This window comes from Streptomyces sulfonofaciens (genome assembly GCF_014656295.1).
Lineage (GTDB): Bacteria > Actinomycetota > Actinomycetes > Streptomycetales > Streptomycetaceae > Streptomyces > Streptomyces sulfonofaciens.
Genome location: NZ_BNCD01000031.1, coordinates 51,075 through 72,615, shown reverse-complemented (window position 1 = coordinate 72,615; position 21,541 = coordinate 51,075). Strand labels below are relative to the sequence as shown.

General features: G+C 73.6%; 23 protein-coding genes. 6 read left to right on the top strand and 17 right to left on the bottom strand.

The genetic code is table 11. The features are described from left to right. Positions 1-71 precede the first annotated feature (71 nt). The 10 genes from IE313_RS32015 to IE313_RS31970 form a co-directional block, all read right to left on the bottom strand. Positions 72-644: a LeuD/DmdB family oxidoreductase small subunit gene (locus IE313_RS32015; RefSeq protein WP_189938443.1), complete on the bottom strand. Its 573-nt coding sequence runs from the start codon at positions 642-644 to the stop codon at positions 72-74. After that, the gene (locus IE313_RS32010; RefSeq protein WP_189938442.1) at positions 641-1,915 is read right to left on the bottom strand and encodes a 3-isopropylmalate dehydratase large subunit; all 1,275 of its coding nucleotides are present in this window, start codon (positions 1,913-1,915) and stop codon (positions 641-643) included. The genes IE313_RS32015 and IE313_RS32010 overlap by 4 nt, the downstream gene beginning before the upstream one ends. Beyond that, positions 1,912-3,294, bottom strand: a complete 1,383-nt coding sequence (locus tag IE313_RS32005) for a 3-isopropylmalate dehydratase large subunit (protein WP_189938440.1) — start codon at positions 3,292-3,294, stop codon at positions 1,912-1,914. Before IE313_RS32005 ends, IE313_RS32010 begins: the two co-directional genes overlap by 4 nt. Beyond that, the gene (locus tag IE313_RS32000; RefSeq protein ID WP_189938438.1) at positions 3,291-3,821 is read right to left on the bottom strand and encodes a LeuD/DmdB family oxidoreductase small subunit; all 531 of its coding nucleotides are present in this window, start codon (positions 3,819-3,821) and stop codon (positions 3,291-3,293) included. Before IE313_RS32000 ends, IE313_RS32005 begins: the two co-directional genes overlap by 4 nt. A 73-nt stretch (positions 3,822-3,894) precedes the next feature. Beyond that, entirely contained in the window at positions 3,895-4,974 is a 1,080-nt protein-coding gene (locus IE313_RS31995; RefSeq protein WP_189938436.1) for an ornithine cyclodeaminase family protein, read from the bottom strand. After that, a complete protein-coding gene (locus IE313_RS31990) occupies positions 4,971-6,095 on the bottom strand; it encodes an aminopeptidase P family N-terminal domain-containing protein (protein ID WP_189938434.1) in 1,125 nt (374 codons plus the stop codon). The genes IE313_RS31995 and IE313_RS31990 overlap by 4 nt, the downstream gene beginning before the upstream one ends. After that, a complete protein-coding gene (locus IE313_RS31985; protein WP_189938433.1) occupies positions 6,092-7,321 on the bottom strand; it encodes a M24 family metallopeptidase in 1,230 nt (409 codons plus the stop codon). The genes IE313_RS31990 and IE313_RS31985 overlap by 4 nt, the downstream gene beginning before the upstream one ends. Further along, positions 7,318-8,889 (bottom strand): MFS transporter, encoded by a 1,572-nt coding sequence (locus tag IE313_RS31980; protein ID WP_189938431.1) that lies wholly within the window; start codon positions 8,887-8,889, stop codon positions 7,318-7,320. Before IE313_RS31980 ends, IE313_RS31985 begins: the two co-directional genes overlap by 4 nt. Before the next feature lie 501 nt (positions 8,890-9,390). Continuing rightward, on the bottom strand, positions 9,391-10,002 hold the full coding sequence (locus IE313_RS31975; RefSeq protein WP_189938429.1) for a MarR family winged helix-turn-helix transcriptional regulator: 612 nt from the start codon (positions 10,000-10,002) through the stop codon (positions 9,391-9,393). A gap of 704 nt (positions 10,003-10,706) precedes the next feature. Continuing rightward, entirely contained in the window at positions 10,707-11,045 is a 339-nt protein-coding gene (locus IE313_RS31970; RefSeq protein WP_189938427.1) for a MerR family transcriptional regulator, read from the bottom strand. A 551-nt stretch (positions 11,046-11,596) separates the two neighbouring features. Here IE313_RS31970 and IE313_RS31965 point away from each other — a divergent pair. Beyond that, positions 11,597-12,013, top strand: a complete 417-nt coding sequence (locus IE313_RS31965) for an ATP-binding protein (RefSeq protein WP_189938425.1) — start codon at positions 11,597-11,599, stop codon at positions 12,011-12,013. A gap of 309 nt (positions 12,014-12,322) precedes the next feature. Beyond that, the gene (locus IE313_RS31960) at positions 12,323-13,123 is read left to right on the top strand and encodes a phytanoyl-CoA dioxygenase family protein (protein ID WP_229925127.1); all 801 of its coding nucleotides are present in this window, start codon (positions 12,323-12,325) and stop codon (positions 13,121-13,123) included. Between the two features lie 221 nt (positions 13,124-13,344). Here IE313_RS31960 and IE313_RS31955 read toward each other — a convergent pair whose 3' ends face one another. Beyond that, entirely contained in the window at positions 13,345-13,935 is a 591-nt protein-coding gene (locus IE313_RS31955) for a TetR/AcrR family transcriptional regulator (RefSeq protein ID WP_189938423.1), read from the bottom strand. A gap of 97 nt (positions 13,936-14,032) precedes the next feature. Between IE313_RS31955 and IE313_RS31950 the strand changes: the two genes are divergently transcribed. Together IE313_RS31950 and IE313_RS36535 are read left to right on the top strand one after the other, a co-directional pair. Continuing rightward, positions 14,033-14,758 carry an SDR family oxidoreductase gene (locus IE313_RS31950; protein WP_189938420.1) on the top strand — a complete coding sequence of 242 codons (726 nt, stop codon included), beginning with the start codon at positions 14,033-14,035 and terminating at the stop codon, positions 14,756-14,758. A gap of 60 nt (positions 14,759-14,818) precedes the next feature. Beyond that, positions 14,819-15,118, top strand: coding sequence for an SDR family NAD(P)-dependent oxidoreductase (locus tag IE313_RS36535; protein WP_373317110.1), 300 nt, complete (start codon positions 14,819-14,821; stop codon positions 15,116-15,118). A 366-nt stretch (positions 15,119-15,484) separates the two neighbouring features. Here IE313_RS36535 and IE313_RS31940 read toward each other — a convergent pair whose 3' ends face one another. Continuing rightward, positions 15,485-16,552 carry an asparaginase gene (locus tag IE313_RS31940; protein ID WP_189938418.1) on the bottom strand — a complete coding sequence of 356 codons (1,068 nt, stop codon included), beginning with the start codon at positions 16,550-16,552 and terminating at the stop codon, positions 15,485-15,487. 69 nt (positions 16,553-16,621) lie between these two features. Continuing rightward, a complete protein-coding gene (locus IE313_RS31935) occupies positions 16,622-17,227 on the bottom strand; it encodes an RsiG family protein (RefSeq protein WP_229925126.1) in 606 nt (201 codons plus the stop codon). A 191-nt stretch (positions 17,228-17,418) separates the two neighbouring features. On the opposite strand from IE313_RS31935, the gene dtd reads away from it, so the two are divergent. Further along, positions 17,419-17,964, top strand: a complete 546-nt coding sequence (gene dtd, locus IE313_RS31930) for a D-aminoacyl-tRNA deacylase (protein ID WP_189938417.1) — start codon at positions 17,419-17,421, stop codon at positions 17,962-17,964. 153 nt (positions 17,965-18,117) lie between these two features. On the opposite strand, the gene ygfZ is transcribed toward dtd, so the two are convergent. The 3 genes from ygfZ to IE313_RS31915 form a co-directional block, all read right to left on the bottom strand. Continuing rightward, positions 18,118-19,083, bottom strand: a complete 966-nt coding sequence (gene ygfZ / locus IE313_RS31925) for a CAF17-like 4Fe-4S cluster assembly/insertion protein YgfZ (protein ID WP_189938415.1) — start codon at positions 19,081-19,083, stop codon at positions 18,118-18,120. Positions 19,084-19,094: 11 nt separating this feature from the next. Further along, positions 19,095-19,574: a Fur family transcriptional regulator gene (locus IE313_RS31920; protein WP_229925125.1), complete on the bottom strand. Its 480-nt coding sequence runs from the start codon at positions 19,572-19,574 to the stop codon at positions 19,095-19,097. A gap of 174 nt (positions 19,575-19,748) precedes the next feature. After that, on the bottom strand, positions 19,749-20,321 hold the full coding sequence (locus tag IE313_RS31915; RefSeq protein WP_189938412.1) for a heme-binding beta-barrel domain-containing protein: 573 nt from the start codon (positions 20,319-20,321) through the stop codon (positions 19,749-19,751). 261 nt (positions 20,322-20,582) lie between these two features. On the opposite strand from IE313_RS31915, the gene IE313_RS31910 reads away from it, so the two are divergent. Beyond that, the gene (locus IE313_RS31910) at positions 20,583-20,945 is read left to right on the top strand and encodes a DsrE family protein (RefSeq protein ID WP_189938410.1); all 363 of its coding nucleotides are present in this window, start codon (positions 20,583-20,585) and stop codon (positions 20,943-20,945) included. Positions 20,946-21,194: 249 nt separating this feature from the next. On the opposite strand, the gene IE313_RS31905 is transcribed toward IE313_RS31910, so the two are convergent. Further along, positions 21,195-21,452, bottom strand: a complete 258-nt coding sequence (locus tag IE313_RS31905) for a DUF3099 domain-containing protein (RefSeq protein ID WP_189938408.1) — start codon at positions 21,450-21,452, stop codon at positions 21,195-21,197. Between the last annotated feature and the right edge of the window lie 89 nt (positions 21,453-21,541).

Here is a 21,541-nt window from a genome sequence, read left to right as displayed (position 1 = left end):
GGCCCATCCGCAGGTCCGCCAGGCCGCCGTGGTCGTCCGCGAGGACCGGCCGGCCGCCACCGCGGGCGTGCTCAGCCGAACAGCTCCGGCCGCTGCCCCGCCAGCGCGATCAGACCGCCGGCCGTGAGCATCTCGATGAGGAAGGGGTCCGCCGGGCGGCCCGTGCGGGACTCACCGGTGGCGGTGTTGGTGACGGTGCCCGTGGTGATGTCCACGGCCAGCCGGTCGCCCTTGGCGGCCAGCTCCGTGACGCCCTCGACCTCCAGCGCGGGCAGCCCGATCTCGAAGCAGTTGCGGTAGAAGGTGCGCGCGAAGGTCTCCGCGACCACGCAGCCGATCCGGGTGGCCGCCAGGGCCTTGGTGGCGATGGCCCGGCCCGAGGACTGCCCGAAGTGCCGGCCCGCGACCACGATGTCACCGGGCCGCACCTGCACGGGGAAGTCGGGGTCCAGGTCCTCGAGGACGTGCTTGACGATCTCCTCCATCGGGTCGAAGACGTACCGGGACTTCACCAACTGGTCGGTCGGGATGTTGTCCCCGAACGTCCAGCAGGGCCCCTCGAAGCGGCCGTCGGCCTGCCCGGAGGACGGACTCGCCGTGCCGTTCGCGCCCGGGCCGCCGAAACCGCCGTTGCCACCGCTCACGCCGCGCTCCTCTCCGCGCCGGGCCGTGCCGCCCCGGCGATCTCGCCGGCCGCGGCGGACGCCGCCACCGTGGCCGCCGACGCCAGGTACACGGCGGCGTCCGTGCTGCCGTTGCGGCCGGGGAAGTTCCTGGAGTGGGTGCAGATCATCGCCTCGCCCGCGGCCATCGCACCCATGTTGATGGCCTGGTTGGAGCCGGTGCTCGGCGGGAACCACGTCGCACCGGCCTCGTGCAGCCTGGCCACCAGGCCCTCCGCGAGTGCCTCCGCGAACACCTGCCTGCTGGACGGCACGATGTTCAGCCGGGTGTCCGGGTGGACCCGGCGGCCGTCCAGCACCTCGGCCGCGGCCCTGATGTCCTCCAGCCGCCCGCCGCCGTGCCCGCCCAGCTCGGCCCAGCCGACCCGGGTCCCGGCGGCGTCCGCGACGGACCTGGTGTTGCCGACGGTCGGCGGGCAGGCCACCTGCGCGGGCACCTCGGAGACGTCGTACCGCAGCACGGTCGCCGCGTCCTGCGCGCCGTCGCTGTGCGGCAGTTCGCCGTCCAGGCCGCCGGGCAGGGTGCGCACGAACGCCTCGGTGACCTCGTCGGGTTCGACGAACCCGCACTTGGCGCCCAGGTCCACGGTGAGCAGCGGGAAGAGCCAGCGGTCCCAGAAGGACGCCTGCTTGACGTAGGGCCCCGCGAACTCCAGCGCCCGGTAGTTGAGCGCGCCCTCGCCGATCTGCGCGACCAGCCACAGGGCGATGTCGCGTGCCGTCGTGCCGGGCCGCGGGACGCCGTGCAGCTCGATCCGGACCGTCTCCGGCACCCGGAACCACGCCTTCCCGTACGGCAGCACCGTCCCGGCGTGCGAGTCGTTGCCGAGCGCCACGGCGAGCGTGCCGAGCGCCCCGTGCACCGGGGTGTGGCTGTCGGAGCCGACGACGATCATGCCCGGCTTCACATGGCCGCCGCGCACGGCGGCGTGGTGCAGGTTGCCGCTGCCGCAGTCCATCAGGGTGATGCCGTGCTTGCGGGCCCAGGCGCGGTTGGCCTCAAGGATCTCGGCCTGGCGCTCGGTGGGCGGCGAGAAGTGGTGGTCGAAGACCATCACCGCACGCTCGGGGTGCGGGATCGGGCGGCCGACCCGCTTCTCGTAGACCTCCGAGGTGAGGTAGCCGCTGAGGTCGTGCATCAGCAGCCGGTCCACCCCGGCGATCACGATCTCGCCGGGCTGCACGGAGTCCCGGCCGCTCGCCCGGGCCAGGATCTTCTCGACAAGGTTCACGACGCGGCCCCTTCCGGTCGGCCCGGTCCGGCGGACCCGGCGGCGGCGGACCGCGGCGCCTGCGCGAGCACCTCGGCCGGGTCGGTGATCACGCCGGTGATCGCGGAGGCCGCGGCGGTCGCCGGGCTGCCCAGGTAGATACGGGACTCGTAGCTGCCCATCCGGCCCTGGAAGTTGCGGTTGGCGGTGGACAGCGTGGCCTCGCCGTCGGCCATCGCGCCGCCGTTTCCCGCGCAGGCGCCGCAGCCCGCGTTGGTGATCATGGCGCCGGCCTCGATCAGGGTGGCGAGCACCCCGGTGGCCGACGCCTTCGCCATCACCGCGCTGGACGCCGGTGTCACCACGAGCCGCACGCCCCGCGCGACCTTGTGCCCGGCCAGCACCTCCGCGGCGATGGCGAGGTCGTCGTACTTGGCGTTCGCGCAGGACCCGATGAACACCTGGTCGAGCCGGGTGCCGCTGACCTCGGCCACGCCCACCACGTTGTCCACGGTGTGCGGCACCGCGATCTGCGGCGTGAGCGCGGAGCCGTCGAGCCGCACCACGTCGCGGTAGACGGCGCCCTCGTCGGGCAGCAGCACCTCGTAGCCGTCCGCGGGGACACCGGCCTCGTCGTGCAGGTAGGCCAGGGTGGTGGCGTCCGGAGCGACGTAGGCGTTCTTCGCGCCCATCTCCATCGCCAGGTTGCAGAACGTCATGCGCTCCGACACCGACCGCGAGGTCACGTAGGAGCCGGTGAACTCGGCCGAGCAGTACGTCAGGCCGTCGGCGCCCAGGTCGCCTATGAGCTTCAGCATCACGTCCTTGGCGTAGGAGCCCACCGGCAGCTCGCCGTCGATCTCGATGCGGACCGACTCGGGCACCTTCACCCACAGCTTGCCGGTCACCCAGGCGGCGGTGATCTCGCTGAACCCGACACCGGTCCCGAAGGCGCCGAGCGCCCCGTAGATGGTCGAGTGCGAGTCGGTGCCGATGATGAACTGGCCCGGCCTGACCAGGCCGTTCTCCATCAGGACGATATGGGCGATACCCGCGTTGACGTCGAAGAAGTTCTTGATGCCCATCCGGTCGGCGAACTCGCGGCACAGCCGGTGGTCGGCCGCGGTCTTGGCGTTCATGGCCGGGGAGATGTGGTCCATGACCATGGCGACCCGGTCCGGGTCGTAGAGCCGGTCGGCGCCCATCCGCTCCAGCGTGCGGATGCAGCGCCAGCTCGCGGTGTGGCTCATGTACAGGTCGGGATAGGCGTCGACGATCCGGCCGGGGGCGAGTCCCGACTCGCCGGAGGCGCGTTCCAGGGCCTTCTGGGCGAAGGTCCTGGGGGCCGCGGCGGTGCCGGGCGTGCCGGCGGTGCCGGGCGTGCTGGCGGTGCTGGTCATCGGACGGTGCCTTCCTGCGCGAAGCTGCGCATCAGATGGGGGATCAGGCCGCCGTCCTGGAGGATCTCCCGCAGGCCCTGCGGGTACGGCGCGAAGCCGAACGTGCCGCCCGCGGTCTCGACGGTGCCCTGGTCGTAGTCGACCCACATCTCCCCCCGGCCGCCCGCGGCGGCCAGCGCGTCCACAGCCTGTGGACACTCGACGGCGACCAGGCCGGTGTTGATGGCGTTGCGGAAGAAGACGCGCGAGAAGGAGGTGGCGACCACGGCCCTGACACCGGCTCCGGTCAGGCAGCTCGCGGCCTGTTCGCGGGCGCTGCCGCACCCGAAGTTGCGGCCCGCCACCACCACCCGGCTCGCTTTCAGCTCCTTCTGGACCTCGGGGCCGAGGGGTTCGAAGGCGTGCTCCGCCAGTTCGACGGGGTCGATGCTGACGAGGTAGCGGCCGGGGATGATGACGTCGGTGTTGACGTCGTCGCCGAACGTGATGGTCTTCCCGCCCACGCGGGTTTCCGGTGCGGTTGTCATGGCGTGTGCTCCTCGACTGCGCTGGGATCGCCCTTCGGGCCCGTCCTCCGTCGCCGGATCGGATTCGTGCCGGTCACGGACTCGTCTCCTCCAGGAACCAGTCCGTCGGCACCTCGTGCCCGAGCCCCCGCTGCTCCGCGAGCTCCAGGGCCCGTGCGCACACCGCCGCGAACTGCACGCCCATGCCGGTGTTGTTGGCGAAGACGGTGATCTCCTCGGGCGACCGGCGGCCCGGCGCGTCGCCGTTCAGCAGGTCGCCGAGCTCCCGGATGTCGTCGAAGGTCATCCGGCCGCGCTCGACGGGCCCGAGGATGTCGTACTGCTTGTCGTGGTGGACCTGCTCGCGGGAGAGGACGACGATGCGGTCGGCCCGGTCGAAGGTGGTGTCGTCCAGCTCACGGCGGGTCGCGGTGCCGTCCGGCGAGGTGATGGCCGTGACGTGGGTCCCCGGCTCCAGCCAGGCGCCGTCGAAGCAGGGCTCCATGGCCGCCGTCGCGCAGGTGACGATGGCGCAGCCGGCGACGGCGTCCCGCGGGTGGTCCACGGCGACGATCCTGCGGCCGGTGCGCTCGCTCCACGTCTTGGCGAACGCCTCCCGGTGCTCGGCGGTCGGGCTGTAGACCCGCACCTCCTCCACGGAGGGGCGGACCAGCAGCAGGGTCTCCAGGTGCGCCTCGGCCTGCCATCCGGAGCCGAACATGCCGGCCACGGTGGCGTCCTTCCGGGCCAGCTCGCGGATGCCGAGCGCCGAGGTGGCGCCGACCCGCATCTTCTGGACGTAGCTGTCGTGCAGCATCGCCAGCGGCTCCAGCGTGGTCAGGCTGTACAGGGTGACCAGGCCGACGTAGCGCCCGCCGGGTGCCGCGGGGATGAGGCGGCGGCGCTGCACGCCGCTCGGCAGGGTCTCGACGCCCGCCAGGTCGGAGGTGATGCGAAGCGCCCACACCCCGCTGGAGACGTTGCCGCCCTCCTGCGACTTGAAGCGGTAGCCGAAGCCGGGGTACCGCTCGTCGCCGACCGGGAAGTAGGTGTGGTTGCGCGGCCGGTTGGCACCCTGGCCGCGGGTCAGCTCGCAGTAGGCGGTCCGGAGGGTGTCCAGGCACTCCTCCGCGGTCAGCACCTGCTGGATGTCGTCGTTGGACAGGATTCTCACTGCGCGGACCTCCCGCCGGGGCGCCCGGCCCCGTTCGTGCTCGTGGTGTGTTCTTCGATCCCGCCGTTCGCGGCGGCCCCGGCCGCGGTGAGCCGGCGGGCGCCGTCCGGGGTGATCAGGACGGTGTCGGCGAGGGCCGCGTAGCCCCCGCCCGGCAGCAGCGCGTCCACCGTGACGGCCACGACGGAGCCCGCGGTCAGCGGTGTGCCGTCGGTGGCCGGGCGGTACTCGCCCGCCGACGCCAGGTCCGTCTGGTCGGTCCAGCGGGCCCGGGCGTCGGTGCCCTGCGGCAGGCGCTCCAGCGCCGGACGCGCGGCCGCGCCGAGGTCGGCCCCGGTGGCACCCGGGAGGGCCGCCGCCACCGCACGGTCCAGCGCGTCCTGGAGCGCGGCGGCCCAGTCGGCTCCGGCACCGCCCGCCAGCCGGGCCGCGTGCACCCACAGCGTGCGGTACTGCCCGGTGACCTGCACGCACTGGGCGCCGTCCGCGGCGTCGGCGGTGTTCACCTGGACGTCGAGGAAGCCGGCGCCGCGGACCAGGCGCTCGACGGTGGCGACCCGCTCGTGGCCGCCGAGACCGCCGGCGACGGCCTCGTCGGCGGCACCGCCCACCACCCGCGCCGCTTCCTCCAGCAGCACCAGCTCGGCCGCCGAGGGCACCGCGCGCTGCTCCCGGACCAGGCCGGGCAGCTCGGCGAACCGCCAGCCGGGCAGTGCGGCACGCAGCTCCGCCACCACCGGCGCGGGCCACAGCGGCGCGTCGACCAGGCCGACGGTGCCCGCCTCGCGGCCCTCGGCCAGCTTGGCCGCGAGCGCGCCGAACTGCCTGCCGCTCTCGATGCGCGAGACCGTCGAGACCCGCCGCATCCAGGGGTGCACCCGCGGCGAGAGCTTGGTCAGGAACACCGGCTCGCCCTCGGCCGGCACGGCGAGCACGCCCTCGTTCCAGTAGATGCAGAGGTTGGTGAGGTAGGCGATGTCGTCGGAGCTGAACACGTCCCCGTAGACCAGAGCCAGGTCCACCCCCTCGGCGGCGAGCCTGCGCTGGAGGCCGCCGACCCGCTCCCCCCACTCCTCGACGGGCACCTCGGCCGGGTCGAGCACCACGAGTCCGCGCTTCATGCCACGGCCTCCTTCCCGGCGGCCGCGGCGTCCGGCCCCGGTCGTGCCGCGGGCCCCGGTCGGCCCCGGTCGGAGTGGAACAGCTTGCGTGCGGTCTCGATCAGCACCTCGGGTCCGTCCTTGGTCACCCGGACCGGGTCGCCCAGCACGTGGTAGCCGGCCAGCGGGGTGTAGGTGTTGGGGTGGATGATGAAGACGGCGTTCTCGGGCAGCACGGTCTCGTTGCCCTCGATGATCGGCGTCTCGTCCAGGTGCAGGCCGTGTCCGTGGCCGCGCACCCGGGTGTACGTGCTGGTGCAGTACTCGCCGTAGCCGTACTTGCGGAAGACGTCGTTCTGCGCCTTGGCGACGTCGTGCGCGGTGACGCCGGGCCGGGTGGCCGCCATACCGGCCTCCACCGCCTCGTTGAAGAGGTCGAAGGACCTGCGCTGGCCGTCGCTGGGCGGGCCGACCACCGCGGAGCGGCAGATCTGCAGCCAGTAGCCGTCCATCTGCGGGGTCAGCTCGGTGCGCACCATGTCGCCGGCCGCCAGGGAGCGGGGGGTGGGGGCGGTCATGCCGCGCACCTCGTCGCCGCCGGAGGCGATCAGCATGAAGTTGTCCTCGGCGCCCAGCCGTTTGATCTCGGCCTCCACCTCGGCGACGATGCGGTACTCGGGCAGGCCCGGTTCGAGGACGTCCACGAACGCCTGCCAGCCCGCCGCGCAGACGGCCGCGCTGCGCCGCATCCTGGCCAGCTCCCAGTCGCTCTTGACCAGCCGGACCCCGTCCATCAGCGCGGTCGCGGACACCAGTTCCGCGTTCGGCAGGGCCCGGTGCAGGGCGTCGGCGAGCAGGCCGGGCAGCAGCTCCAGATGGGCCACGCCCACCCGCTTCGGCCGCAGGTCGCGCAGCCGGTCGGTGAGCGCCGCGGGCCGGTGGACGTCGAGGAGGCCGGTGTCGTCCACCCAGCCGGCGCCGGCCAGCGCGGGCAGGTCGGCACGGCGGGTGGAGAGGGCGGCGACCTCGCCGGAGGCGGGGAAGACCACGAAGGAGGCGGTGCCGGTGAGCCGGGCGTCGGTGAAGTACCTGACGTTCTCCCTGCGCCAGCCGGGGGCGAACGCGAGCAGGACGTCGATGCCGTCCTCGGCCATGGCGGCGCGCACCTTGCGGTGGCGCAGGGCCCGCTCCTCGGCGTCGGCCGGGTCGAGGGCGTGGGTGGGTGTGCGGGGAGGGGCGGAGGTCATCCTTCACCTGCCTGTTCCGGGTCGTACTGTGCGGTGGTGTCCGGGGCTGAGAGTTCGGTGGCGGGGATCTGGGAAGTGGTCGGTGCGGCGCCGGGCGACGGTGCCGGGCGGCGGGTGAGCGTGAACGCGGGCACGGGCCGCGGGCTGTACGCGGGCGTCCGGTCCCGGACGGCGATCTGTGCGGCGATCTCCTCGACGGTCCTGCCGCGGGTCTCGAAGGTGACCAGCAGCCCCGAGAGCCCGGCGAGCACCGAGACGCCGGCGAAGAGGACGAAGAAGACGTAGCCGGGCGCGTGCGTCGCGAGGATCCAGCCGATGACCGTCGGAATGATCAGACCGCCCGCCTTCTGCCAGGCCGCCGCCCAGCCGAGGCCCGTGGCGCGGCCCGCGGTCGGGTACAGCTCGCTGGCGTAGACGAAGAGGGTGCTGCCCGCGAGGCCGCTGCCGAAGAAGGTGGCGCAGCAGCCCAGCACCACCACGGCCGTGGTCGCGTCGACGGCTCCCCACAGTAGGCAGAACAGCCCGCTGACCACGAACGACACCCCGATCGTGAGGCGCCGTCCGATGCGGCTCGCCAGATGTCCGGCGATCAGCGCGCCGGCCACACCGGTGGCTGTGATGATCGCCGTGTAGGTGAGGCTGCCGAGCAGGCTGTTCCCGCGCTTCTCCAGGACCGAGGGCAGCCAGGTGGAGAGCCCGTACAGGAAGGCGCCCGCGCACAGTTCCATGAACCAGAGCGAGAGGGTGTACCGGGCGTAGCGCGCGGACAGCAGGCGCCGCACCGAGCCCGCCGGGGTGCGCGCCGAGCCCTCCTCCTCGGGTGGTGCTCCGGCGGGGGCCTGGGCCGCCGCGGCCGGGGCCTCCTGCGGGTCCTGCGCCTGTCCGGCCGTCAGCGAGTCGACGGTCTTCCGCGCCTCGTCCAGGCGGCCGCGTCGCAACAGGTACCGCACCGACTCCGGCAGGACGGCCAGCATGACGAGGCTGACCAGCACGGGCGCGGTGCCCACCACGAACATCGCCCGCCAGGACAGCGCGGGCACCAGTGCGGCGCCCACCACCGCGGCGACCGGCAGCCCGATCAGCCAGGCCGCGGTGGCCGAGGTGACCAGGGGCGCCCGGTGCCTGACGGGCACGAACTCGGTGATGTACGGCAGGACGACGGCGATCTCGGCACCGAGGCCGATGCCCTGGCAGAACCGTGCCGTCATCAGCGACGGGTAGTCCCAGGCGCAGGCGGCGAGCACGGAGAAGCCGCCGAAGACCAGCAGGCAGACCGCGAGCGGCACCTTCCGGCCGAGCCGGTCGGAGACCACGCCGGCGACGGCGGCGCCGACGAGCATGCCGGCGAAGAGCACGGAGCTCAGGTAGCCGGCTTCCTTGCTGCTGAGGTGGAACGCCGGGATGACGCCCGGCAGGACGACACCGGTCAGATTGATGGCGAACCCGTCCAGGAAGTGCCCGACGAGTGCCGTGCCGTAGATGACGCCGTGCCGGCGGGTGAAGGCTGAGTGGTCGAGCCGGCCCAGGAGCTGGGCCGGGCTGGTGGTGGTCGCGCGGTCGCGTGGCATGACGATGCCACCTCCTCGTGGCTGACGCCCCGTCCCCCGATCGGGAGTGAAGGTCCCTCCGGTCCCCGACCGTCGGACGGCCGGCAGAACCGGTGCGCTGGATGCGACGGCCCCGGTGCGGCTCTGTGCGGTGTCCGGGGGCGTCGGCTGTGGACGTGCGGCTGGTGTTCAGGTGCGTGCGGGTGCGGGTACGGCCTACCGGCGGGGCCGGGCGGCCGGATGCGGTCGCGGGACGCGGTCACACGTACGGCCGCGGGTGCGCTCGCGGGTCCCGGCGGTGTGCCGGGGTGCCCGTCGGCGCTGGTGCCCGTCCGCCCTGGTGTCGGCTGGGGTGCCGGTCGGCGTGGTGCCGGTGCGGGCGTCGGGGTGGTCGGGCTGGTGATCGGCTCGGGTGGGCGGCTCGGTGCGGGTGTCCCGGGCGTGGGCCCGGGCCACGGGGCCCGGGGGCGTGCGTGCCCCGGGCGCAGGCGCCGGCAGCGCTGTGCCGGCGCGGTCCTTCGGCTATCTGCTTTCCAGGTGTCCCTGGATGTCGGCGTAGAGCTGGTCGAGCGCGGGGCGCAGGAGTTCTCTGGTCTTCTCCGGCAGCCGCGCGGTGAGTTCCGCGGTGAACTTGCCCAGGGCCCGGTCGCCCGCCTCCAGGGCGGCGAGGCCCGCGTCGGTCAGGGCCAGCCGCATGGTGCGGCGGCTGGTGTCCGACACGCCGCGGGTCAGCAGTCCCTGCTGGACGAGCTTGTCGACGCTCTGCGACATCGTCGACGTGCCCCGGTGGGCGAGCCTGCACAGGGCCGTCAGCGAGGTGTGCCCGCTTTCGACCCGCGACAGGATCCGGTACTGGCGGATGGTCAGCGGTTGGCCGAGACCCGCCAGGATCTCCGTCTGCAACCGGGTGAGACGGCCGCCGAGTGCAAGCAGCACCTCGCCCAGTTCACCGGCCGCGGGTGCCGTCCCGGTGGTGTCCGCGGCGGGCGCCACCGCGTCGGCGCCTGTACCGGTATCAGCGTCGGCACCTGTACCGGCACCGGCGTGCGTACCGGCCTGCGCACCGCCACCGGCCTGCTTGCCGGCACCGGCGCGCGTACCGCTCTGGGCGGCCGCAGCTCGCTTGGCTGTCACTTTGGCCTCCGTACTTTCCGGTACCCGAAGCTTTCGGCTGACGGGGAAACTACCCCCGCCTCCGGGTCCCGGCAAGGGGTCGCGCACAAGAAAGTTCGGGTACCGAAGATTTCGGTGGGCGGGATCTTCGGGGCCGCACCGCGCTTCGGGGAGCACCGGTACGGCCGCGGACGCCGAGCGCCGCCCCTGCACGGACGAGCGCTGCTCCTGCATGACGGAGGACCCCGGCGGGCTGCCGGGGTCCTCGGTGTCGTGCGGGGTCGGCGCCGCGCTTTCGGTGCCGCGCGGGGTCGGCGCCGCGCTTTCGGTCGCGGGTTCGGTGCCGCGGGGTCGGTGCCGCGGGGTCGGTGCCGCGCTGGTTCGATGCGGCGGGTTCGATGCCGTGCGGGGTCGGCGCCGCGCTGGCGCTGGAGCCGGGTGCGCTCTCGGTGAGCCGCGGCAGCCCTCGAAGAACCGCGCGCGTCACGGCCCCGCGCCTGGTGCGGGGAGTCGGCACGGGGCGGCGGCGCGAACCTGCGACGGCGGCCTCGTCCGTCGGCGGGTCCTTGCCCGCCGACGCTCGTCCGCCGACGGGTCCGATGTCCACCAACGTCGTCCGCCGACGGGTCCGATGTCGCCGGAGCCCGTCCGCCGACGGTCCGATGCGGGTCGGCCTCGTCCGTCGGCGGGTCCGTGCCCGCGTCCGCCTCCGGCCCGGTGACCTCTCAGGCCGAGGACTTCGAGTCGTGGCCCCGGGTGCGCAGTTGCTCGTTGATCCGCCGGGCCTCTTCGAGCTGGTCCTCAAGGATGACGATCCGGCAGGCGGCCTCGATGGGGGTGCCCTGGTCGGCGAGTTCGCGGGCGCGGGCGGCGATGCGGAGCTGGTAGCGGGAGTAGCGGCGGTGGCCGCCTTCCGAGCGCAGGGGGGTGATCAGGCGGTGTTCGCCGAGTGCGCGGAGGAAGGCGGGAGTGGTGCCGAGCATCTCGGCGGCCCGGCCCATGGTGTAGGCGGGGTAGTCGTCATCGTCGAGGTTGTCGACGGGTCGGGAACCGGCAGGGGGCATAGACCTCTTCTTTCAGGGACGCGTCGGGGGGCCCGGGTGCCATATGGCACCCGGGCCCCGAGCTTTCAACACCATCTACCGGCAAACAGTGCCGGTCTTCTTTGTCCGCAGATACCGCCTGCGAGGGCGGGGCTGCGGGGATCGCGGATGCGTGACCGGGGACCACCTCTCAATCCGGGGCCTGCGGTACCCGGGCGGACTCGTTCCTCGCCCGGGCGATCCTGATGGCGTTCGGCTCCTTACTTTCGATTACTCCGGCTGTACTGCTGGATACCGCGGGTACTGCGCACGGCCCTGCGGGCCGCTTCCTGCTCGACTTGCCCCACGGCAGTTCATGTCTGCCGTGCTCACTTCGACTTCTTGGCTACGACGGAAACAGTAGCCCAGCGGCGTGCCAATGTCTACTGCGGCCGTGACAGTTTTTCTCTGATGATCATGCGTGCAGTTCTGCCGCACCCGCATGCGAAAGAGTGCCGTCCCGTGTCGTATCCCGCTCGGCGGGCACAAGTAGGGCTTGGCGGTACAACCGACCCGGGGAAGGGTGGTAGCGCATGACTGGCACGCAGACGACGCACAAGGAGGCCCTTAGGACACCCGTCATGGTCAAGGGCGACAGCCCCGCCGCCGTCGCCCACGCTCGTGACGTCGCCCGCGCCTGTGTCGAGGACCTCGACCCCGCCGCGGCACCCCAGACGGCGGAAACCCTCGCTCTCGTGGTCTCCGAACTCACCACCAACGCCGTGCGGCACGGCGGGGGCCACTACACCCTCGAACTCGGCGTCACCGCCGAGGAGGTGACGGTCGCCGTCAGCGACCTCGACCCCGCGCCCCCGAGGGAACGCACCCCCGACCTGAGCGGCGGCACCGGCGGCTTCGGGTGGCCCATGGTCCGCCGCCTCACCAGCGAGGTGGCCATCATCCCCGGCCCCGGCCGGGGCAAGACCATCCGCGTCCGCCTCCCGCGTTGACGGCTCCGGTACCGGGGGCTCACCCGTTCGGCCGTCACCGGAGTCACCGCATTGCCTGGGACCAGCCTCGCCGCCGATCGCGTGGCCGCCGAAGGGGCCCCGCCCCTTCCCGCCGCGCCGGCGGGTGAGGCCCTGTCCTGGACGCCGAAGGCGCTCTGAACGGAACACCGATGAAGCCTTGGCGAGGATCCCGCCGATCCTCCGGCCGGTCTCCCGATGACACGCCGGCCGGCCTCCCGCTGACGCTCCGGCCGGTCTCCCGCTGTGGGCCCGCTGTGAGCCCGGTGCACGCCGGAAAACCATTCGCCGGTGGCAGCCGGCTCTTGGCAGTGTGGTCTCGTGCTGACGGACTACCAGGCCACCCGGTTCATCGAGGACGGTTTCGTCAAGGTCGAGCAGGCGTTCGCCGAGGAGACGGCCGCGGAGTGCCGGGCGATCCTCTGGAGGGCGACCGGCCGCGACCCCGACGACCCGGCCACCTGGACCGAGCCGGTGATCAGGATCGACGCGCACACCGAGGAGCCCTTCCGGGCCGCCGCCAACAGCCCGCGGCTGGCGGCGGCGTTCGACCGGCTGGTCGGGCCGGGCCGCTGGGCGCCGCGCGACGGCCTCGGCACGTTCCCGATCCGCTTCCCCAGCGCCGTGCCGCCCGGTGACGACGGATGGCACCTCGACGCGAGCTTCCAGGGCGACGCCGACCCGGGCGACTACTTCGGGTACCGCGTCAACGTGGCCTCCAGAGGGCGGGCCCTGCTCATGCTCTTCCTCTTCTCCGAGACCGGCGAGAGCGACGCGCCCACCCGCATCCGGGTCGGCTCGCACCTCGACGCGGCCCGCCTGCTGGCGCCCCACGGCGACAGCGGCCTCACGATGATGGAGATCTCGACGCGGGCCGCGGCGGTGACCGGGCACCGCCCCGTCGCCCTCGCCACCGGCCGGCCCGGCGACGTCTACCTGTGCCACCCGTTCCTGGTGCACGCCGCCCAATCGCACCGCGGCACCCGGCCGCGGTTCCTCGCCCAGCCGCCCCTGTACCCGGCAGAGCCGTACGACGTGGACCACGGGACCTCGCCGGTCGAACAGGCCATCCGCCGCGGCCTGGGCCGGTAGATCGGGGCAGCGCCGAGGCAAGCCCGGAAGCCGCCAGTACTTGATCTCGGGGTTCGGCAGCGCCTGTCCGGTGGCGCGTCTGCTTCCGGATGCGGTGGTTGGTCGCGGCGGCCGACATGGTGGCAGCGCAGCGGGGCGGTGGCGCCGTTATGGTGCGCGGTCCGCAAGCAGCGTCCCATCCGTGCGCGGCCCTTGCTTCACGGGCGGGGCAGCGCGGCGCTTCACGGGCGGGGCAGCGCGGCGAAGTCCACCGCGCCCAGGCCGGCGGCGAGTTCGGCAGCCGCTTCCCGGATGCGGGCCGGCAGGCCGATGTCGTCCGGCCGGTCGGTCCAGTACTCGAATGCGGTGCGGAAGACGGCGATACCGACCTGCGCGAGCAGCGTCGCCTCCGATTCGGTGGTGCCCCGGTCCCGCAACGCGTCCGCCACCGCCTCGGTCGCGGCGGCGAACTTGGTCCGCCCCCGTTCCTGCAGCTCCGGGCTGGCCCGGACGACCGCGCGCCGTTGCACGGCGAGCGGGGCCTGGTCGGTCAGTCCGCCGGCGACGTCCACGAGAGCGGTCAGGAGGGCCTCGAAGGGCGAGAGGGCGTCGTCGGCGTGCCGGACGGAGTGGGCGAGGGCAACCGGGAGTTGATCGGATCCGGCGAACAGCACGTCCCGCTTGTCCGTGAAGTAACGGGAGAACGTGCGCCGGGTCAGCCCGGCCCGCTCGGTGATTTCCGCGACGGTGACGTTTTCGTACCCGCGCTCAAGAAACAGCTCCAGCGCTGCCTCGCGGAGCCGGTCCTCGGCGCGTGGGTCCCATCGTGGCATGGCCACCATCATAACTGTGATGACCCAGTGCGTCATCGCCACTGCTATGGTGATGACGCAGTGAGTCATCACTTTTGCGAGGCAGAGGAGCAGCACCATGGCGCTTTCAGGTCAGCGCATCGTCGTCATCGGCGGCAGTTCAGGGATGGGACTGGCCACGGCCCGCGCCGCAGCGGCCGCCGGGGCGGCAGTCACGATCGCGTCGAGCGACGAGGGGCGCCTGAAGGCCGCGCTCGCGCAGTTGCCGGACACCTGCGAGGGGGCGGTCGCCGACACCCGCGACGAGGCTGACGTCGCTGCCCTGTTCGACCACGTCGGCGAGCTCGACCACGTGGTGTACACAGCGGGTGACACGGTCCGTCCGCAGCCGCTGGCAGACCTGCCGCTCGACGCCGCCCGGGAGCTGTTCGAGGTCCGCTTCTGGGGAGCGGTCGCCACGGTCAAGCACGCGGCGCGGCGCGTCCGGCCGGGAGGCTCGATCGTGCTGACGTCCGGGACGGTCGCTGTCCGCCCCGCACCCGGTACAGCGCTCGCGGCCGGCGCCGCCGCCGCCACGGAGGGCCTGACGCGAGGGCTGGCTGCCGAGCTCGCCCCCGTCCGCGTCAACGCGGTCCGGCCGGGAGCGGTTCGGACGCCGCTGTGGGACCCGGTTCCGGAGCCGCAGCGCGCCGCGCTGTTCGCGACCCTCGCTGATCGGACGCTCACCAAGTCGATCGGCGGAGCGGACGAGATCGCCGCGGCGCACCTGTACCTGATGGAGAACCGCTTCGTCACCGGAACGGTGCTCACCGTCGACGGAGGCGCCGTCCTCGCCGGGAGCTAGCCCGCTCACTGTCCTGCGACGACCCCTGACCCCTGAGCCCCGAGCGCTGGGCGCTGGGCGCTGAGCCCTGACGACTGGCGGCTCGTCATGAGCACCGATGTCGACAGTTGTTTCTTCGGGGCGCAGGCGGCGCTGCCGCACCTGAAGCAGACCCGGGGCAGCATCGTGCGGACCGCCTCGGCGTCCGGGCTGGGAGGCGAGCGGATGCCCACCGCCTGCAACGCGGCCGAAGGCGCCGTCGTACACCTCCACGGGGAGAAGCCCGTCGACACGTGCCGGGCGAGATCGCCGACTTCCTCCGCGCCACCGCCCCGGACCCCGCCGAACCCGCCTAACCCGCCACGCTCGACCAGGATGTGACCGTACGACGCGGCCAGGGCCGCACCTTGCGTGTCACCGCCGCACCCGCGGTCCACCGCCCACTCCTCGGCCGCTGCCCGCCCCCCGACGGCACCGCAGCAGTCCCGGCCCCGCGCAAGGCCCGCCGTGAGCACGGGAACCGCGTCGACGCACTCCCGACCGCCGGCCTGCACCGAGCGGACCGAGCACCACGCCCGCCGGGATCGAGTACTGGCGGCTTGTGGGCGTGCCCCGGCGCTACCGCCTACCCGGGCCGGTACCCCGCCATCGACCGGTAGTCATGAGGAGCCGGGACAGGAGCGGGGACAGGAGCGGGGACAGGAGCGGGGACAGGAGCCGGGAGCCCGGGCGGGGGCTGGGGCGGGCTCAGAACGCCGTCCGCACCTCGCCCACCACACGGCCGCCGCCCAGCAGCGGGCCGTGCCCGATCCGCGTGAGGACGTCCGCACGGACGCCCGCGAGGGTCAGGGCGCGGGCCAGTACCGGGCCCAGGGCGCGCTGACCCCCGTCATCGATCTTGAACGCGAGGGCCCGGCCGTCCGGCAGCGCCACCGCCTGCACCGCCTCCGCGCCCACCTTGGCGAGCACGCCGGGCACCTCCCGCATCAGCCAGGTGTCGGAGCGGTTCGTCCCCGCGACGTACTCGGGGTGGGCGCGCATCGCGTCGGCGACCCGGCGCTCGGGGCTGCCGGGGTCGGCAAGCACGAAGCAGCGGAAGGCGCGCGCCAGACCGGTGAGACTGATGGCCATCAGCGGCGCACCGCAGCCGTCCGTCCCCACGGCGGCCACCGGCTCGTCCGCGGCCTCCTCGACCACGGTGCGCACCAGCTTCTGGAGCGGATGGGCGGGGTCGAGGTAGGAGGCCGTGGGCCAGCCGGCGCGTACGCAGGCGGCGAGCATGGCGGCGTGCTTGCCGGAGCAGTTCATCGTGACCCGCTCCCGGCGGCCGCCCGCGAAGAGGTGCGCCTCCCGCTCGGTCGCGTCGAGGGGCAGGTCGGGCGGGCACTGGAGATCGTCCACGGTGAGCCCGTGCTCGGCCAGCACCTGCTGGACGAGCGCACGGTGGAAGCCCTCGCCGGAGTGGCTGGCCGCGGCCATCGCGAGCCGCTCACCGGTCAGCTCGGCCCCGGCGTGCAGCACCGCGGCGGCCTGCATCGGCTTGTTCGACGACCGGGGGAACACCGGCGCCGCCACCTCTCCGAGCGCCAGCTCCACGCCGCCGTCCGGCGCCAGCAGCACCAGACTGCCGCGGTGCAGCCCCTCGACGAACCCGGAGCGCACCACCTCGGCGAGCACGGGGTGCGCGGTGGCGCCGGCGGAGGCCGTGGGCGCCCCTGGCCTGGCCCGGGGGCCGGGGCCGGGGACCCCCGTGGCGCGCGGCGCCGTGTGCGCCGGAGCGTCCGAGGAGTGCGGTGCGGGGATGTCGGCGGGCATGGGTGCGGCCTTCCGGGGTGGCGGTGGGGCCTGCCACCCGCACGGGCGCCGGGGTCGCCGGGTGCCGCGTCAGGCGAGCAGGTCGTCTACTTGCGCTTCGCCCTCACGGTACCTGCGGGCGATCTCGGCACTGCACCCGTCCGCCGTGTGCTGGACCTGCTGGCGGCGCCGGGAGACCTGCTGCTCGTACCCGACGAGCCGGCCCATGGCCGCGCGCAACTCGTCGCCGGTGCGGGCGTCCAGGTCGGAGAGGGCGACCTCGGCGAGCATGTCGGCGGCCAGTCGTCCGTACTCCTCGCTGTGCGGCGGGCCGAGCGTCACGTGCCGGGCGGAAGAGCGCTGCCGGGCCGGCTGGTCCGCGAGGATCTCGGGGAGCCGGCCGACCAGCGGAGTCGTGCGCTCCGCACGGCGCGCCAGCTCGGCACGCAGGATGTCGACCCGGCCCTGCACGAGGCGCCGCACATAGCTCAGGTCGGCCTCCTCGCGCTGGGCGGCACGGCGCAGCTCCCGCAGTTCGGCGAGGCTGAGGTCGGCGAGGCCGGGCTCGGGCAGCGCGGGCAGCCGGGGGCCGCCGGACTCGCCGCGCACCGGTCCCGTCCGGGAGGGCCGGGACGTCATCCTGGTGGCGGACACCGTGCCGCGGGGCTGCCCGGCCCCGGTACTCGCTGTGCACATGCGGCTTGCTCCACTTCGCATCGCCGGGCTCCCCCCGTGTGAGGCTCATCGTGCCACCACCGGTGCGCGCCATGTGACCGAGAAGCCGTGATCCTCCCCGGATGGGGGGCTTGGGGGCTCATCGGTGGCCCGGATGGGGGGCGCCCGGGCGGCGCGTGGGACGGACGGGGCGGCAGGGCATGATGGTCCGCATGCGTGCGGTGGTGCAGAGGGTGGACGGCGCGAGCGTGCTCGTGGAGGACGGGAACGACCGGAACGGCGGGAACGAGAACCACGAGAACCACGGGAACGACGGCAACGGCGGGGAGGCGGGCGCGCAGGGGCCGGACGGGGCGGCGGGGGCCGCAGGCGGCGGTGGCCCGCGGACCGTGGGCGAGATCAGCGGGGAGGGCCTGCTCGTCCTGGTGGGCGTGACCCACGACGACACCAGGGAGAAGGCCGCGCAACTGGCCAGGAAGCTCTGGTCGATCCGCATGCTGCGGGACGAGAGGTCGTGCTCGGACGTCGGCGCCCCCCTGCTGGTGGTGAGCCAGTTCACGCTGTACGGGGACGCCAGGAAGGGCCGGCGGCCGACGTGGAACGCGGCGGCGCCCGGCGAGGTGGCCGAGCCGCTGGTGGACGAGGTGGTGGCCCGGCTGAGGGCCCTGGGCGCGACGGTCGCCACGGGCCGCTTCGGGGCGCGGATGCGGGTGTCCCTGACGAACGACGGCCCGTTCACGGTCCTGCTGGAGGTCTAGCCCGGCCGGACGGCGGACGGACGGCGGACGGACGGCGGACGGACGTGCGCTGCGGCCGGACGTGCCGCGGGTGTGCCCCGCCGGGGCGGGGCACACCGGTCGCGCGGGCGCACGGGTCGCGCGGGGTCCGTGGGCCGGACGCCCGCGCGTGCGTCACGGCTGGACGACGGTCTCCTGCGCCGCCGCCGTGGTCTCGGCGATCAGCGGGGCGTCCGGCGGAACACTCCGCTTGACCAGCGCGAGCGCGATCGGGCCCAGCTCGTGGTGGCGGGCGGAGGTGGTGACGAAGCCGAGCTTGCGGCCGTCCGGCCCCTCGTCAGCGAGCCGCACCGGGGCGCCGTGCGGCGGCAGGTGCACCTCGCTGCCGTCCAGGTGCAGGAAGACCAGCCGGCGCGGCGGCTTGCCCAGGTTGTGCACCCGGGCCACGGTCTCCTGGCCCCGGTAGCAGCCCTTGTCCAGGTGCACCGCGTCGCCGATCCAGCCCACCTCGTGCGGGATGGTGCGGTGGTCGGTCTCGAAGCCGAGCCGCGGGCGGTGCGCCTCGATGCGCAGCGCCTCGTAGGCGAGGAGGCCGGCCGCCGGGGCGTGCCGCTCCGCGAACGCGGGCAGGTCGGCGCGCGGCAGGAAGAGGTCGCGTCCGTGTGCCGTCTCGCGGACGACCGCGCCGTCGGGCGGCTCCGCGATGGACCCGGCGGGCAGGTGCACCACGGCGAACTCGCCCGTCCTGTCGGCCACCTCCACGCGGTAGAAGAACTTCATCGACTCCAGGTAGCCGAGCAGGGCCGCCTGGGTGCCCGGCTCGACGTGCATCCAGACGGTGGCACCGTCGTCGACGAGGTAGAGCGCGTGCTCGATGTGGCCGTGCGCCGAGAGGATCAGCGACTCGGTGGCACGGCCCGCGGGGAGGTCGCTGACGTGCTGGGTGAGCAGCAGGTGCAGCCACGTCAGCCGGTCGTCGCCGTGGACGGTGAGGACACCGCGGTGCGACAGGTCGACGAATCCGGTGCCGTCGGCGAGTGAGCGCTGCTCGCGGAACAGATCGCCGTAGTGGGCGGCGACGCCTTCGTCCACACCCTCGGCGGGGACGGCGCCTGGCAGGGACAGCAGAGGGCTCTTCATATCCACACAGCCTACGACCGTGTGCTCACCGTTTTTATTTCCTCACCGGCCGTGGTCCCGCCCTGCCGGGCTGCGTCCGCCACGCACGTGCGGCACCTGCCGAAGATCGCGAAGTGCTTCATGTCGGTCTCGAAGCCGAAGGTCTCCCGCAGCTTCTCGGTGAACTCGGCCGCGATCTCCACGTCCGCCTCGATGACGTCCGTGCAGTCCCGGCACACCAGGTGGATGTGGTGGTGCCGGTCGGCGAGGTGGTACGTCGGCGCACCGTGCCCGAGGTGCGCGTGGCTGACCAGGCCCAGCTCCTCCAGCAGCTCCAGCGTGCGGTAGACGGTGGAGATGTTGACGCCGGAGGCGGTCTTGCGCACCTCGCACAGGATGTCGTCAGGTGTGCCGTGCTCCAGCGCGTCGACGGCTTCGAGCACGAGCTGCCGCTGCGGCGTCAGCCGGTAGCCGCGCTGCCGCAGGTCGCTCTTCCAGTCGGTGCTCACCACGGAACCAGTGTAGGCGGCGGGCCCCCGACTCACGGGTCCTGCGGCGAAACGCCCGCCTCGGCGGACCCGCGAGGGCACCGTGCGCGGCCCTGTGCCGCGCGACCGACGGCACGGCGCGCACCGACGGCACGGCGTGGGTGCCCGGGGCGGTGCCCCGCGCGGCGCCCGCGGCGCTCACTTGAAGAACGCGATCCCGTCGTCGGGCAGGTCCCCGAGGTCCTTCGCCCAGGAGGCCACCTCCTCGGGGCTGACCACCTTCTTGAGCTGCGCGGACATGTACGGCCGCAGCGGCACCTCGGGGGTCTGCTTCTCGCCGACCCACATCAGGTCGCCCTTCACATAGCCGTACAGCCGCTTGCCGCCGGAGTAGGGCCCGGAGGCGGCGGTGCGGGCGACGGCGTCGGTGGCCAGGTCGATCTGCGGCTTGCGGTCGGCCAGCTCGCCGTACCAGACCTCGGCCACACCGCCGTCGCGGACCATCACGGTCTCGATCTTCCGCTCGGCGTCGATGCGCCAGAAGCCGGACTCCGACTCCAGCGGCCTGACCTTCCCGCCGTCGGCGTCCAGCACCCAGGTGTGCGAGTGGTACTCCAGGAAGTCGCGCCCGTCGTGGGTGAAGGTGACCTCCTGGCCGAAGTTGCACTTCTCGGCGCCGGGGAAGTCGGACACACCGGCTCCGGCCCAGGTGCCGAGCAGGAAGGCGAGGGGGACGAGGTCCTTGTGGAGGTCGGACGGAATCTCGATCATCGGGTGCTCAGTCGGTCTCTCTCTGGGGGCGGGCTGGGGCCTCGGCACGGGCTCGGCTCTGCGGCCGGCTCAGCGCTGCCCCTCGTACAGCTTGCTCACGGCCAGCCAGGTGAACGCCACGACGGCGACGCAGACCAGCGCGAGCAGTGCCTCGTAGAGTGCCTCAAGCACGGCGGCTCCTCGGCGGTCGGGGGACGGTACGAGCGGCACGAGGCCGGACTCCAGCTTAGACGGCCGCGGCCGGGCGCATACGATGCGGCCATGGCGAAGAACCTGGTGATCAAGGTGACGGCGGGGTCGGACGCGCCGGAGCGCTGCTCGCAGGCGTTCACGGTGGCGGCGGTGGCCGCGGCCAGCGGGGTGAGCGTGTCGCTCTGGCTGACCGGCGAGTCGGCGTGGTTCGCGCTGCCCGGCAGGGCGGCCGGGTTCGAGCTGCCGCACGCGGCACCGCTGCCCGAGCTGATCGAGGGGATCCAGACGGGCGGGCGCATCACGCTGTGCACCCAGTGCGCGGCCCGCCGCGGCATCACGGAGGACGACGTGATCCCGGGAGTGCGCATCGCGGGTTCGCAGCTCTTCGTCCAGGAGGCGCTCGCGGAGGACACCCAGGCCCTCGTCTACTGATCCCGCACCGCCGCTGTCCCCGGGACACCGCTTTCCCCCGATCCATGGCTGCCCCCGGGCCACCGTTGTCCCCCGGACCACCGCTGTCATCCGGACCACCGCTGTGCCGGCCCGCCGATGTCCCCGGGCCCCGGTCCGCGTCTCCCGTCCGCCGGGGTGCCGGGGGGTGCCGGATGACACGGCTGCCGCGGTGGGGGGCCGGCTCCGGCGAGGGCCCGCGGTCGCCGGAACCGGCGGGGCCGCGGCCGGTCAGCGGCGCTTCCTGCCGTCCAGCTCGTCCCACCACTCGTCGGACTTCGGGTCTCCCGACGGGTCGTCCCACCAGCGGTCCTCGGGGCCGCGGCGGTTGGCGACGATCGCAGCGAGCGGCGGCAGCACCATGGCCACCACGCACATGCCCACGGCGGCCGGAATGGACCAGATGCGCACGACGCCCCACGCCAGGACGAACAACGCGATGCAGATGCCCATCATGGTGAAGTAGAGACGGCGCCGGCGCGCGTACATACCCTCAGAGTAGGCCGTACGGCGCCATCCATGCCCGCCCCGGGCGGCCGATTTCCGCGGTCCCCGGCAGGGTCCTGACGCGGTCCCTG

What these genes read in the sequence shown, in the direction of transcription:
- IE313_RS32005 (WP_189938440.1), bottom strand. Translation starts at nt 3,294, where the DNA reads ATGACCAGCACCGCCAGCACGCCCGGCACCGCCGGCACGCCCGGCACC.
- IE313_RS32000 (WP_189938438.1), bottom strand. Translation starts at nt 3,821, where the DNA reads ATGACAACCGCACCGGAAACCCGCGTGGGCGGGAAGACCATCACGTTC.
- IE313_RS31990 (WP_189938434.1), bottom strand. Translation starts at nt 6,095, where the DNA reads ATGAAGCGCGGACTCGTGGTGCTCGACCCGGCCGAGGTGCCCGTCGAG.
- IE313_RS31985 (WP_189938433.1), bottom strand. Translation starts at nt 7,321, where the DNA reads ATGACCTCCGCCCCTCCCCGCACACCCACCCACGCCCTCGACCCGGCC.
- IE313_RS31980 (WP_189938431.1), bottom strand. Translation starts at nt 8,889, where the DNA reads ATGCCACGCGACCGCGCGACCACCACCAGCCCGGCCCAGCTCCTGGGC.
- IE313_RS31970 (WP_189938427.1), bottom strand. Translation starts at nt 11,045, where the DNA reads ATGCCCCCTGCCGGTTCCCGACCCGTCGACAACCTCGACGATGACGAC.
- IE313_RS31965 (WP_189938425.1), top strand. Translation starts at nt 11,597, where the DNA reads ATGACTGGCACGCAGACGACGCACAAGGAGGCCCTTAGGACACCCGTC.
- IE313_RS31955 (WP_189938423.1), bottom strand. Translation starts at nt 13,935, where the DNA reads ATGCCACGATGGGACCCACGCGCCGAGGACCGGCTCCGCGAGGCAGCG.
- IE313_RS31950 (WP_189938420.1), top strand. Translation starts at nt 14,033, where the DNA reads ATGGCGCTTTCAGGTCAGCGCATCGTCGTCATCGGCGGCAGTTCAGGG.
- IE313_RS31940 (WP_189938418.1), bottom strand. Translation starts at nt 16,552, where the DNA reads ATGCCCGCCGACATCCCCGCACCGCACTCCTCGGACGCTCCGGCGCAC.
- IE313_RS31935 (WP_229925126.1), bottom strand. Translation starts at nt 17,227, where the DNA reads ATGTGCACAGCGAGTACCGGGGCCGGGCAGCCCCGCGGCACGGTGTCC.
- dtd (WP_189938417.1), top strand. Translation starts at nt 17,419, where the DNA reads ATGCGTGCGGTGGTGCAGAGGGTGGACGGCGCGAGCGTGCTCGTGGAG.
- ygfZ (WP_189938415.1), bottom strand. Translation starts at nt 19,083, where the DNA reads ATGAAGAGCCCTCTGCTGTCCCTGCCAGGCGCCGTCCCCGCCGAGGGT.
- IE313_RS31915 (WP_189938412.1), bottom strand. Translation starts at nt 20,321, where the DNA reads ATGATCGAGATTCCGTCCGACCTCCACAAGGACCTCGTCCCCCTCGCC.
- IE313_RS31910 (WP_189938410.1), top strand. Translation starts at nt 20,583, where the DNA reads ATGGCGAAGAACCTGGTGATCAAGGTGACGGCGGGGTCGGACGCGCCG.
- IE313_RS31905 (WP_189938408.1), bottom strand. Translation starts at nt 21,452, where the DNA reads ATGTACGCGCGCCGGCGCCGTCTCTACTTCACCATGATGGGCATCTGC.